General features: G+C 57.2%; 11 protein-coding genes. 8 read left to right on the top strand and 3 right to left on the bottom strand.

The features are described from left to right. Nucleotides 1-78 precede the first annotated feature (78 nt). Together Q1L34_RS20520 and Q1L34_RS20515 are read left to right on the top strand one after the other, a co-directional pair. Nucleotides 79-447: a helix-hairpin-helix domain-containing protein gene (locus tag Q1L34_RS20520; protein ID WP_004858724.1), complete on the top strand. Its 369-nt coding sequence runs from the start codon at nt 79-81 to the stop codon at nt 445-447. Nucleotides 448-557: 110 nt separating this feature from the next. After that, nucleotides 558-959 carry a YbgC/FadM family acyl-CoA thioesterase gene (locus tag Q1L34_RS20515; protein ID WP_004858725.1) on the top strand — a complete coding sequence of 134 codons (402 nt, stop codon included), beginning with the start codon at nt 558-560 and terminating at the stop codon, nt 957-959. 215 nt (nt 960-1,174) lie between these two features. Here Q1L34_RS20515 and queC read toward each other — a convergent pair whose 3' ends face one another. Continuing rightward, nucleotides 1,175-1,870 (bottom strand): 7-cyano-7-deazaguanine synthase QueC, encoded by a 696-nt coding sequence (gene queC / locus Q1L34_RS20510; RefSeq protein ID WP_004858727.1) that lies wholly within the window; start codon nt 1,868-1,870, stop codon nt 1,175-1,177. A 66-nt stretch (nt 1,871-1,936) separates the two neighbouring features. Then, on the bottom strand, nt 1,937-3,637 hold the full coding sequence (locus Q1L34_RS20505) for an SgrR family transcriptional regulator (RefSeq protein ID WP_327204257.1): 1,701 nt from the start codon (nt 3,635-3,637) through the stop codon (nt 1,937-1,939). A gap of 837 nt (nt 3,638-4,474) precedes the next feature. On the opposite strand from Q1L34_RS20505, the gene cof reads away from it, so the two are divergent. After that, nucleotides 4,475-5,293: an HMP-PP phosphatase gene (cof, locus tag Q1L34_RS20500; protein WP_004858732.1), complete on the top strand. Its 819-nt coding sequence runs from the start codon at nt 4,475-4,477 to the stop codon at nt 5,291-5,293. Between the two features lie 45 nt (nt 5,294-5,338). Here cof and Q1L34_RS20495 read toward each other — a convergent pair whose 3' ends face one another. Beyond that, nucleotides 5,339-6,391: a PLP-dependent cysteine synthase family protein gene (locus Q1L34_RS20495; protein WP_069476201.1), complete on the bottom strand. Its 1,053-nt coding sequence runs from the start codon at nt 6,389-6,391 to the stop codon at nt 5,339-5,341. A 115-nt stretch (nt 6,392-6,506) separates the two neighbouring features. Between Q1L34_RS20495 and Q1L34_RS20490 the strand changes: the two genes are divergently transcribed. From Q1L34_RS20490 to amtB, 5 genes are all read left to right on the top strand, one after another. Continuing rightward, nucleotides 6,507-6,965, top strand: a complete 459-nt coding sequence (locus Q1L34_RS20490) for an Lrp/AsnC family transcriptional regulator (protein ID WP_004858739.1) — start codon at nt 6,507-6,509, stop codon at nt 6,963-6,965. Nucleotides 6,966-7,007: 42 nt separating this feature from the next. After that, nucleotides 7,008-8,780 carry a SmdA family multidrug ABC transporter permease/ATP-binding protein gene (locus Q1L34_RS20485; protein WP_069476200.1) on the top strand — a complete coding sequence of 591 codons (1,773 nt, stop codon included), beginning with the start codon at nt 7,008-7,010 and terminating at the stop codon, nt 8,778-8,780. Next, nucleotides 8,773-10,551, top strand: a complete 1,779-nt coding sequence (locus Q1L34_RS20480) for a SmdB family multidrug efflux ABC transporter permease/ATP-binding protein (RefSeq protein ID WP_032716758.1) — start codon at nt 8,773-8,775, stop codon at nt 10,549-10,551. Before Q1L34_RS20485 ends, Q1L34_RS20480 begins: the two co-directional genes overlap by 8 nt. Nucleotides 10,552-10,793: 242 nt before the next feature. After that, nucleotides 10,794-11,132 (top strand): P-II family nitrogen regulator, encoded by a 339-nt coding sequence (glnK, locus tag Q1L34_RS20475; RefSeq protein ID WP_004858743.1) that lies wholly within the window; start codon nt 10,794-10,796, stop codon nt 11,130-11,132. Nucleotides 11,133-11,165: 33 nt separating this feature from the next. After that, a complete protein-coding gene (gene amtB / locus Q1L34_RS20470) occupies nt 11,166-12,452 on the top strand; it encodes an ammonium transporter AmtB (protein ID WP_004858745.1) in 1,287 nt (428 codons plus the stop codon). The last annotated feature ends 93 nt before the right edge of the window (nt 12,453-12,545 follow it).

Below are 12,545 nucleotides of genomic sequence, written 5' to 3'. Positions count from 1 at the left end.
TTCTGCGGTTTGTCTTTTGTACTCCATTTCCACCCTCGCTATTGTGATCCCGCTGTCTACAAACAAGGAGATAACAGCATGAAACGTGGATTGAAAACGCTTATTGCCGCCGCCGTACTGGTTTGCGCGGCAGGACATCAGGGTGTACTTGCCGCCCCTTCCAGCGGGAAAACGTCGGCGACGGCAAAGGAGAGCGTGCAGACGCCGCAGGCGAAGGTGCCTGAGACGTTAAACGCGACTGAGAGTGATGGAATCAGGGTGAGTATCAATAGTGCCAGCGCAGAGGAGCTGGCAAAGGCTTTGAATGGCGTCGGTCTGAAGAAAGCGCAGGCAATCGTGAGCTATCGCGAAGAGTACGGACCATTTAAAACCGTTGACGATCTTAAGCAGGTCCCGGGGATGGGGCACTCGCTGGTGGAGAGAAATCTGTCACATCTGAAGTTATAAATTTTCAGCACAAGTTTGCACAGTCGTCATTATTTGCCAGAATGAAGAGGTCACATAAGTGGTGTGACCTCTGACCTCAAAACAACAATGAAAGATAAGGCATGTGCGCTATGCAGACACAAATCAAAGTTCGCGGCTATCATCTCGACGTCTATCAGCACGTCAATAATGCGCGTTATCTGGAATTTCTCGAAGAGGCGCGTTGGGACGGCCTGGAAAGCAGCCCGGCTTTTCACTGGATGACCGCACGCAACATCGCCTTCGTGGTGGTGAATATCAATATCAATTATCGCCGCCCGGCGGTGTTAGGCGATGTGCTTACCGTCACCAGCAAACTGGAACAGCTGAACGGGAAAAGCGGAACATTAAGCCAGGTGGTAACTCTCAATCCTAACGGCGAAGGGGTAGCCGATGCGCTAATCACCTTTGTCTGCATCGATCTTAAAACGCAGAAGGCGCTGCCGCTGGAGGGGGAACTGCGCGAGAAACTGATTCAGCTGGAGCCTTGCTGACAGGCCAGTCGGAGGCATGTGTCCCGGATGCGCTATCGCGCATCCGTCTCAGCTAACGGCCATAGAGAAAATGCCGGGTGGTGGCTGATGCCTTACCCGGCCGACGGTGCGTTGCGGATTTGGTACTGGAATTGCGCTGACCGGCTACGGGCTTGATGTCATGCGCGGATCTTACAGGCCCGGTATGGCGTCAGCCGCTACCGGGAAATGACCGGTTACTGTAGCCCGGTTTTCTGTTTCATCACTGCCATAATACCCGGCCGATCGGCCTCGTACTGGCTTAGCCCGTTGGCGCGCAGGTTACAGGCCGCGCACTGTCCGCAGCCGTCGCCTTTAATGCCGTTATAGCAGGTCAGGGTTTCATGGCGCACCAGTGCTAACTGGCCCCAGTAATCGGCTAAGGCCCATGTCTCGGCTTTGTTAAGCCACATCAGCGGCGTCTCGAAGCGAATATCTTTCGCCATTCCGAGGCTGACGGCATGGTGTAGCGCTTTCACGAACTCGTCGCGGCAGTCCGGGTAGCCGGAAAAATCGGTTTCGCACACGCCGGTAATGATCGCCTCTGCCTTAACCTGGTAGGCGTAAATCGCCGTCAGGGTTAAAAACAGGATATTACGCCCGGGCACGAAGGTATTCGGGATACCGCTGGCTTCCGGCTCATAGTCCGGCACCGGGATGTTATCGCGGGTCAGGCTGCTGACGGCAAGCTCGTTAAGCAACGTCACGTCGAGCACCTTATGGGCAACGGCGCCCAGCTTTAACGCCAGAGAGCGAGCGACGTCAATTTCTGCGCGGTGGCGTTGGCCATAATCAAAAGTGACGCAGTGCACTTCATCGTACTGTTGCAGAGCCTGCACCAGGCAGGTCGTTGAATCTTGTCCTCCGCTGAAGACAACTACGGCGCGTTTCATGGCAATTCCTGACAATCAAAGTGAAAGCGATATGGTAGCGCCTGATGGGCGCGGCGACCAGCTTCATCACGGCGGCGATGCCGGTAGCCAGGCGCTGGTGAAATCAAACCAGCCCCGGGCGTTAAGCTGCAGGCCGTTTACGCCCGGTGGGGCACTGATGCGATAATTGTAATTAAATAGCGGCGTCATGATGGCATCGTCCATCAGGATATTGAAGACATTGCGCAACGCTTCGTTGCGGCTGCGTTCTTCAGGCTGCGCCTGGACGGCATCGAGGGTGGCCTGCAGATGAGCATACTGTGCCCCGGTCAATAAATGAGGCCACATCGTATCGCAACGCAGCCACTGTTCCAGCGTGTATTCCGGCGCTTCGCCGATCAGCCGATCGCCCATGACCAAATCCGCCTGCGCCAGTTCCTGGCAACAGTGCCAGTTTTTGGCGTCGTGAAAAATGAGCTTCAGTTCACAGCCGAGGGCGGCAAGCCGTAGGCGGAGCTGTTCTGCCATCGTGTGCAGTTCGACCGGCAGGTGATACAGCAACGTAAGCTGTTCGGGCAGAGGAATATCCTGATTCTCTGGCCCCTGGGGAATGGTCCATCCGGGCAACACCTCGTTGCTGGGGGTAATCAAATCTTCGTCGAGCGGAAGCGTCTTCAGCAGTGAAGAGCGGTGAATTAGCGATACCAGACGTTGCGCCTGAGCTTTGCTGAGGCGAGGGCTCTGACGCAGCGCCAGGTAGCAAAACCCGAGGCTGATGCTATTGCTGACCTGACGAAGATTTGCCAGCTTGTCCGGATCGCCAATGGTAATCTGCACCGGGTGGCGGCAGCTGGTGCCCAGATTCTGCTCAAACAGCTGGGGAGTGATCCAGTACTCCACCGCCTGGATCAGCGGGTGGTTCAGATGATAGCGCGGATGATTCTCCAGCCGCACCAGCTCCGGGCTGAACAGTTTCAGACGGAACGGCCCGCTACCGACCGTGGGTTCATCGGGATGAGCCAGTAAGCTGCCGTCGCTGGCGAGGCGGAACGGTAGCCAGTAATCCGGGCGATGCAGCGTAATCGTCAGACACTGCGCATGCGTGACATCAATTCGGTTAATGCTGGCAAACAGGGTACGCAGGGCGGGCAGCTCCAGCAACATCAGCAGCCGCCGCCGAAGCTGCAGCGTTTCTATCGGATCGCCATTATGCCAGAACAGCGTTGAGCGGATATAAAACTGCCAGCGCAGGCCGTCCGGCGATACCTGCCAGTGGTGGGCTAAATCACCGGCCGGAGCGCTATTTTGTGCTCCAAAGCGCGTCAGGCCAGAAAAAATTTGCCCGGCAAGATGTTGTTCGGCGCGACCGGGTAAAAACCCCGGCTGCAGAGCGTCAAGCGGGCGATAGTAGGGAATGCGCAAAGTCGGCGTATTGTTTTGCCACTGACCGCCAAGAAAAGGTGACAGCAGCGCCTTCAGCTCTTCCGTCGCCAGCTGAGCCAGCTCCAGCGCATTTTTCTGCTGGCCGTTATTCAGCGCCAGCTCCATCATCTCATTACGTAAGGCGTCTGGCGCGGTGTGAAAAATCAGCGTGCCGCGTTTTCCGCGCCCGGGAGTCGCCTGCCAGCTCAACCAGCCGGCCTCCTGCGCCTGGCGAAGCAGCGTTCGAATATGGCGCTCGCTGCAAAAACAGCGTTCTGCCAGCTCACTTACGGTCACCTGCTGTGGCGCGCCGGAGGAGGGGAGCCACAGGCGCTGGTACTGGTTCAGCCGGTTCAGTAATCTCATATACACTTCATCCTTCAACCTGCCTCTGCGTTGGCTACGCTTGCTCACCCCGGTCACTTACTGGAGTAAGCTCCCGGGGATTCGCGCACTTGCCGCCTTGATGCAGGCCGAATGATTTTGTGTATATTCATCTCACCTGACAAGACTGCCTCTGCGCTGCTTGCGCTTGCTCACCCGGTCATTTACTGGAGTAAGCTCCCGGGGATTCGCGTACTTGCCGCCTTGATGCAGGCCGGATGATTCTGTGTATATTCATCTCACCTGACAAGACTGCCTCTGTGCTGCTTGCGCTTGCTCACCCCGGTCACTTACTGGAGTAAGCTCCCGGGGATTCGCGCACTTGCCGCCTTGATGCAGGCCGGATGATTTTGTGTATATTCATCTCACCTGACAAGACTGCCTCTGCGCTGCTTGCGCTTGCTCACCCCTGTCATTTACTGGAGTAAGCTTCCGGGGATTCGCGCACTTGCCGCCTTGATGCAGGCCGGATGATTCTGTGTATATTCACCTCACCTGACAAGACTGCCTCTGTGCTGCTTGCGCTTGCTCACCCCGGTCACTTACTGGAGTAAGTGACCGGGGATTTGCGTACTTGCCGCCTTGATGCAGGCCGAATGATCTTGTGTATATTCATCTCACCTGACAAGACTGCCTCTGCGCTGCTTGCGCTTATTCACACTTGTTACCCAGGCTGTCCTTCGGCCTCGCCCCTTCGGAGCCTGCGCGAGCGCGGTTTGTAAAACCGGAACAATAAAATTTATCTATTCACTATTACTTCCGTATATCTCAGGTGATACTGGAACTCAAGTAAAACTCACCGTGCTTTTGGGAGCTCACATGGCAAGACTCGCTGCTTTTGATATGGACGGCACGCTGCTGCTGCCGGACCATCGTCTGGGAACGTCAACGCTCTCAACGCTGAAGCGCCTGCGCGATCGTGACATTACCCTGACCTTTGCCACGGGACGCCATGCGCTGGAAATGCGCCACGTCATCGGTGAGTTCTCGCTGGATGCTTACTTAATTACCGGCAACGGTACGCGGATTCACGCGCTGGATGGTGAAGAACTGCACCGTAGCGATCTTGATCCTGGCGTCGCGGAAGCGGTGCTCCACCGTCGCTGGGATACGGCGGCCAGTATGCACGTCTTTAACGACGGTGGCTGGTTTACCGGGCAAGCGATGCCCGAGTTGCTCAAAGCGCATATTTTCAGCGGCTTCCGCTATCAGATATACGATCCCAGGCGGATGCCGACGGATAACGTCACCAAAGTCTGCTTCTGCGGCGATCACGACGATCTCCAGCGGCTCAACGTTCAGCTGGCTGAAGCACTCGGGGATCGCGCGCATATTTGTTTTTCAGCGTTCGACTGCCTGGAAGTGCTGCCGAATGGTTGTAATAAAGGCGCTGCGCTGGCGGTACTCAGCCAGCATCTGGGCCTGTCGATGCAGGATTGTATGGCGTTTGGCGACGCCATGAACGACCGCGAAATGCTCGGTAGCGTGGGGCGCGGGGTCATTATGGGTAACGCAATGCCGCAGCTCAAAGCTGAACTGCCGCATTTACCGGTTATTGGAGACTGTCGCCATGAAGCGGTCTCCCATTTTTTAACTCATTGGCTGGATAATCCCGATCTTCCTTATTCCCCCGAATAAACAGACCCTTCCAGCAAGCCAGACACCCTTGGTGTCTGGCTTTTTTTATTGGGTGTTCACCATCTCCGCGATTTTTGCCTGCCACGGAGTGATATCGCCGATCTGGCTCGCGACCCACTGCGGGTTGTAATAGCTTTCCAGATAGCGTTCGCCGCTGTCGCACAGCAGAGTGACGATAGAACCGGTACGGCCCTCAGCGCGCATACGCACGGCAAGCTCAAGCACGCCCCACATATTGGTGCCGGTGGAGGCGCCGACTTTGCGACCAAGCAGCGTTTCCAGCCACAGGGCGGTGGCGACGCTGGCCGCGTCCGGGACCCGCAGCATCTCATCGACGACATCAGGAATAAATGATGGCTCGACGCGCGGACGACCGATACCTTCGATTTTGCTTCCGACCGGGCTGCGCAGGCCGGCATCGCGGCTCTGCCAGTAGTCGAGGAACACCGAGTTTTGCGGATCAACCACCAGCAGCTGCGTATCATAGCCCTGACAGCGGATATAGCGGCCAATCGTGGCCGAAGTCCCGCCGGTCCCCGCACTCATCACGATGTATGAGGGCTGCGGATGCGGTTCATGGGTCATCTGCCGGAAGATGCTGTCGGCAATATTGTTATTGCCGCGCCAGTCCGTCGCCCGTTCAGCGAAGGTAAACTGATCCATATAATGGCCGTTCAGTTCGCGAGCCAGTCTTTCGGAGGCGGCATAGATTTCACACGCGCTCTCGACAAAGTGACAGCGTCCGCCATAAAACTCAATCTGCTCAATTTTGCGTTTTGCCGTACAGGAAGGCATGACGGCGATAAACGGCAGACCGAGCAGACGCGCAAAGTAGGCTTCAGAAACCGCCGTCGAGCCGGAAGAGGCTTCGATAATCGTCGTCCCTTCCTTAATCCAGCCGTTACACAGGCCGTAAAGGAACAGAGAGCGCGCCAGGCGGTGTTTCAGGCTGCCGGTAGGATGGGTGCTCTCATCTTTCAGGTAGATCTGAATACCCGGGAACCCGGGCAGCGCGAGGCGAATAAGGTGCGTGTCGGCGGAACGCTGATAATCGGCGTTGATTTCACTGATTGCGTGTTTTACCCAGGCGCTATTCATCGTCATTTCCTGTTTGTCATTTTGTGCCCAGCTTAACGGAAGTGTGAGGAAAAATTGTTGCTATTTAGCCTTTCAATTACAATGAAGGGAGAAAATTTTTCTCCGGAGGTGCCTCATGCTAGATAAAATTGACCGTAAGCTGCTTTCTTTACTGCAAACTGACTGCACCCTCTCTTTGCAGGCGCTGGCTGATGCCGTTAATCTGACCACCACGCCCTGCTGGAAACGGCTGAAGCGGCTGGAAGATGAGGGGATCCTGCTCGGCCGCGTGGCGCTGCTGGATGCCGAAAAGCTGGGGCTCGGTCTGACGGCATTTGTACTGATTAAGACCCAGCATCACAGCAGCGACTGGTACTGCCGCTTCGTCAGCGAAGTCACGCAGATGGCGGAAGTCCTCGGTTTCTGGCGTATGGCGGGAGAGTATGATTACCTGCTGCGGGTGCAGGTGGCGGATATGAAACGCTACGATGATTTTTATAAACGGTTGGTGAACAGCGTCCCCGGGCTGTCTGATGTCACTTCGAGTTTCGCGATGGAACAGATAAAATACACCACTGCCTTACCTATTGATTAACGGCGTTTGCCGCGACGATTTATACACTCAGGATTTAACTGCTTGCGATTATTTGCTCAACTTAGCTGGTACTTCCGCCGGGAGTGGCGCCGTTATCTCGGTGCTATTGCCCTGCTGGCCATTATCGCCGTTTTACAGCTGATTCCGCCAAAGGTGGTGGGAATCGTGGTTGACGGCGTCACCAGACAACATTACACCGCGGAGAAGGTGTGGATGTGGATCGGCGCGTTGGTCCTGATCGCGGTGATGGTCTATCTGCTGCGCTACGTCTGGCGCGTGCTGCTTTTTGGTGCCTCTTATCAGCTGGCCGTGGAGCTACGGGAGGACTTTTACCGTCAGCTCAGCCGTCAGCATCCGGCTTTTTACCTGCGCCACCGCACCGGCGACCTGATCGCGCGCGCCACCAACGATGTTGATCGAGTGGTTTTTGCTGCGGGGGAAGGGGTGCTGACGCTGGTGGACTCGATGGTAATGGGCTGTGCGGTATTGATCGTGATGTCGACGCAAATCAGCTGGCAGCTCACCCTGCTGGCGCTGCTGCCGATGCCGGTGATGGCCCTGGTTATCAAGCGTAACGGTGATGCGCTCCATGAACGCTTCCGCGTCGCGCAGGCGGCATTCTCCAGCCTCAACGATCGTACTCAGGAGAGCCTGACCAGCATCCGCATGATTAAGGCCTTTGGCCTGGAGGACCGGCAATCGGCGCAGTTTGCTGCCGATGCGGCGGATACCGGCAGGAAAAACATGCGCGTGGCGCGGATTGATGCGCGCTTTGATCCGACTATCTATATCGCGATTGGCACGGCTAACCTGCTGGCGATCGGCGGCGGGAGCTGGATGGTGCTGCAGGGCAGTATGACCCTCGGCCAGCTAACCAGCTTTGTGATGTATCTCGGTTTGATGATTTGGCCGATGCTGGCGCTGGCATGGATGTTTAACATCGTGGAACGCGGCAGCGCGGCCTACAGTCGGATCCGCACGATGCTCGAGGAGGCGCCGACCGTCAACGATGGTCATGAGCTGGCCCCGGAAGGGCGCGGTGCGCTGAACGTCGCCGTACGCGAATTTATCTATCCGCAGGCGAATAAGGCCTCGCTGGAGAAGGTCAACTTCGTGCTCCAGCCTGGGCAAATGCTGGGCATTTGCGGGCCAACCGGCGCAGGGAAAAGCACGATTCTGGCGCTGATTCAGCGCCACTTTGACGTCACGCAAGGGGATATTCGCTTCCATGATATTCCGCTGACGCGGCTGCAGCTCGATAGCTGGCGCGCCCGGCTGGCGGTAGTGAACCAGACGCCGTTTCTGTTTTCCGACACCGTCGCCAACAACATCGCGCTCGGCAGGCCCGATGCAACGCCGGAGCAAATTGAGCATGTTGCGCGGCTGGCCAGCGTGCACGACGATATTCTGCGCCTGCCGCAGGGATATGAAACGGAAGTCGGCGAACGCGGCGTGATGCTGTCCGGCGGGCAAAAACAGCGCATTTCCATCGCCCGCGCGCTGTTGCTGGAAGCCGAGATTCTGATTCTTGACGATGCGCTGTCGGCGGTGGATGGCCGGACCGAGCATCAGATATTGCATAATCTGCGGCAGTGGGGAGAGGGGCGAACGGTTATTATCAGCGCCCATCGCCTGTCGGCACTGACTGAGGCCAGCGAGATTCTGGTGATGCAACACGGGCATATTGTCCAGCGCGGTCGTCACGATGGACTGGTGGCGCAGCCCGGCTGGTATCGCGATATGTATCGCTATCAACAGCTGGAAGCGGCGCTGGACGATGCGCCGCAGGATCACGAGGAGGCCGCTGATGCGTAGTTTTTCCGAGCTCTGGCCGACGTTAAAACGCCTGCTGGCCTACGGTTCCCCGTGGCGTAAACCGCTGATTATCGCGGTGGTGATGATGTGGATTGCCGCGGCCGCCGAGGTCAGTGGTCCGCTGCTGATCAGCTACTTTATCGATAATATGGTGGCGAAGAACTCGGTGCCGCTGAAGCTGGTCTGCGGTCTTGCCGCGGCCTACCTCGGCCTGCAGATCCTTGCGGCGACCCTGCACTATAACCAGTCGCTGCTGTTTAACCGCGCCGCCGTTGGCGTGGTGCAGCAGCTGCGCAGTGATGTGATGGATGCCGCGCTGCGCCAGCCGCTGAGCGAATTTGATACCCAGCCGGTCGGGCAACTGATCTCCCGCGTCACCAACGACACGGAAGTGATCCGCGATCTGTACGTCACGGTGGTGGCGACGGTGCTGCGTAGCGCGGCGCTGATAGGCGCAATGCTGGTGGCGATGTTCAGCCTTGACTGGCGCATGGCGCTGGTGGCGCTGACTATTTTCCCGGCGGTGTTGATCGTGATGATGATTTATCAACGCTACAGCACGCCGATCGTGCGTCGGGTACGGGCCTGGCTGGCCGATATCAACGACGGCTTTAATGAAGTCATCAACGGGATGGGTGTGATCCAGCAGTTCCGCCAGCAGGCGCGTTTTGGCGAGCGGATGCGCGAAGCCAGCTATGCGCACTATCTGGCGCGGATGCAAACGCTGCGCCTCGATGGTTTCCTGCTGCGTCCGCTGCTGAGCCTGTTCTCAACGCTGGTGCTCTGCGGGCTGCTGATGCTGTTTGGATTCAGCTCGGCCGGCACAATTGAAGTCGGGGTGCTGTACGCCTTTATCAGCTACCTGGGGCGCCTGAATGAGCCGCTGATCGAGCTAACAACCCAGCAGTCGATGCTTCAGCAGGCGGTCGTCGCCGGCGAGCGCGTCTTCGAACTGATGGATCGCCCGCGTCAGGCGTGGGGCCAGGACAGTGCGCCGCTGCGCAGCGGCACCGTGTCAATTGAGAATCTCTCTTTTGCTTATCGTGGCGATCGTCTGGTACTGCAGGACATTAACCTGGATATTCCGTCCCGTGGTTTTGTGGCGCTGGTGGGGCACACCGGCAGCGGTAAAAGCACCCTGGCCAGTCTGATGATGGGCTACTACCCGCTGAGCAAAGGGGAAATTCGTATCGACGGTCGCCCGCTCGCTTCACTGAGCCACAGCGCGTTGCGCCAGGGCGTTGCCATGGTGCAGCAGGATCCGGTGGTGCTGGCGGATACCTTTTATGCCAACGTCACGCTCGGTCGCGATATCAGCGAGGCGCAGGTCTGGGAGGCGCTGGAGTCGGTGCAGCTGGCAGAACTGGCGCGCGGAATGAGCGAGGGGATTTATACGCAGCTGGGCGAGCAGGGGAATAATCTGTCGGTGGGACAGAAGCAGCTGCTGGCGCTGGCGCGGGTGCTGGTGGATACCCCGCAGATTTTGATTCTCGATGAAGCGACGGCGAATATCGATTCCGGCACCGAACAGGCGATTCAGCAAGCGTTGGCTAAAGTTCGTCAGCACACCACGCTGGTGGTGATTGCACATCGTCTGTCGACGATTGTTGATGCCGACACCATTCTGGTGCTCCACCGTGGGCAGGCGGTTGAGCGTGGCAATCATCAGCAGTTGCTGGCAGCAAAAGGGCGCTACTGGCAAATGTATCAGCTGCAGCTGGCCGGCGAAGAGCTGGCTGCCAGCGCGCAGGAAGAGTCGCTGATCGCCTGATGCACTATAAGCAAGCACCCGTGCTGGCGCGGTTTAGCATGGTGCAAAAATGCAACGCCTGATGCACTGAAATGGTGCGTTTTTGGCTGTGGTCGGCGTTTTTCCGCTACCTTCTGCCACTGTTGTGCTGTTTTCTTCGTTAAAAGGGCCGCTATGCGGCCCTTTTTCATTTCTGGCATAGCCCTTGCTTTATTCCCTGTGTGTTAGCTGCTGCCATTACGAATTCAGAGCGGAGGGGACTTATGAAGCTGGTTACCGTGGTAATCAAACCATTCAAACTGGAAGATGTGCGTGAAGCGTTATCTTCCATCGGCATTCAGGGCCTGACGGTCACTGAGGTAAAAGGGTTTGGCCGTCAGAAAGGCCACGCCGAGCTGTACCGTGGTGCCGAATACAGCGTCAATTTTCTGCCAAAGGTGAAGATTGATGTCGCGATTGCCGACGATCAGCTTGATGAGGTCGTTGATGTGATTAGTAAAGCGGCCTACACCGGAAAAATTGGCGATGGCAAAATTTTCGTCGCCGAGTTGCAACGCGTTATTCGCATCCGCACCGGCGAAGCCGACGAAGCGGCACTGTAACGTCCAGACCACACAGTGATGGGGATCGAGAAAATGAAAATAGCAACAATGAAAACGGGTCTGGGTTCGCTGGCACTGCTTCCGGGGCTGGCGATGGCCGCACCGGCGGTGGCAGATAAAGCCGACAACGCCTTTATGATGATTTGCACCGCGCTGGTGCTGTTTATGACCATTCCGGGCATTGCGCTGTTCTATGGTGGCCTGATTCGCGGTAAAAACGTGCTCTCTATGCTGACCCAGGTCATCGTCACCTTTGGGCTGGTATGTGTGCTGTGGGTGGTTTATGGCTACACCCTGGCGTTTGGTACCGGCGGCAGCTTCTTCGGCAGCTTCGACTGGGTATTATTGAAAAACATAGAGCTGAAAGCGCTGATGGGGACCTTCTATCAGTACATCCACGTCGCTTTCCAGGGCTCCTTCGCCTGCATCACCGTTGGCCTGATCGTGGGCGCGCTGGCTGAACGTATTCGCTTCTCCGCGGTGCTGATTTTCGTCGTCGTCTGGATGACGCTCTCCTATGTGCCGATTGCACACATGGTATGGGGCGGTGGTCTGCTGGCGACGCACGGCGCGCTGGATTTCGCCGGTGGTACCGTAGTGCATATCAACGCCGCCGTTGCTGGTCTGGTGGGCGCCTATATGATGGGCAAACGCGTTGGCTTTGGCAAAGAAGCGTTCAAACCGCATAACCTGCCGATGGTCTTCACCGGGACGGCAATCCTGTATGTTGGCTGGTTTGGCTTTAACGCCGGTTCCGCGAGTGCGGCGAACGAAATTGCCGCGCTGGCTTTCGTCAACACCGTTGTGGCGACCGCTGCGGCTATTCTGGCCTGGACCTTCGGCGAATGGGCGACCCGCGGTAAACCTTCTCTGTTAGGTGCCTGTTCCGGGGCGATTGCTGGTCTGGTTGGCGTTACCCCGGCATGTGGTTACATCGGTGTAGGCGGCTCACTGATTGTGGGTCTCGCCTCCGGCCTGGCGGGTCTGTGGGGGGTAACGGTTCTGAAACGCTGGTTGCGTGTTGATGACCCGTGCGATGTGTTCGGCGTACACGGTGTCTGCGGTATCGTGGGCTGTATCCTGACCGGTATCTTTGCCGCAACCTCTCTGGGCGGCGTCGGCTATGCGGAAGGCGTTACCATGGGCCATCAGCTGCTGGTACAGCTGGAAAGTATCGGCATCACTATCGTCTGGTCCGGCATTGTGGCCTTCATCGGTTATAAAGTGGCGGATATGACCGTAGGTCTGCGTGTTCCGGAAGAGCAGGAACGCGAAGGTCTGGATGTCAACAGCCACGGCGAAAACGCCTACAACGCCTGATAAATTGAGTCATCTCCAGTAGCAGCAAAGCCTCCCGTCGGGAGGCTTTTTTTCGTCATGAGGGACAGCATCAGGCGTTATCCCTCGCCCATG

Source organism: Klebsiella ornithinolytica (assembly GCF_030505655.1).
Classification (GTDB): Bacteria; Pseudomonadota; Gammaproteobacteria; order Enterobacterales; family Enterobacteriaceae; genus Klebsiella; species Klebsiella ornithinolytica.
The sequence above is the reverse complement of the archived record's forward strand: the minus strand, read 5'-3'. Positions and strand labels throughout refer to the sequence as shown.